General features: G+C 53.6%; 1 protein-coding gene. It reads right to left on the bottom strand.

All coding sequences use genetic code 11. The features are described 5' to 3' along the window. The coding region (locus tag SB775_RS32095; RefSeq protein ID WP_410865333.1) for a hypothetical protein at nt 1–223 on the bottom strand (223 nt) is incomplete at its 3' end. Nucleotides 224–250 lie beyond the last annotated feature (27 nt).

The raw sequence follows: 250 nt of genomic DNA, 5'->3' as shown, positions 1-250 counted from the left end.
CGAGTCCGGCATCCAGCGGCAGCTCGCCTGCTTTTACCCCGAGCTCGCGAATGTACATATGTGTCGTATGACCAGGGAAGCACTCGTGCGTGACGAGATGCTTAAGTCCCTCGTACGTGTAGGCCAGATCGCCATTGAGATACATCTTGCCGTTTACGTAGTCGCAGTAGGCATTGTAAGGAACGCCGTAAACGATTTCAGGCGTCACTTCTACATCTGCCATTTGCGGAAACATCCGCTCTGCTACGAG

It is taken from the genome of Peribacillus sp. SIMBA_075 (genome assembly GCF_046534585.1).
The sequence above is the reverse complement of the archived record's forward strand: the minus strand, read 5'-3'. Positions and strand labels throughout refer to the sequence as shown.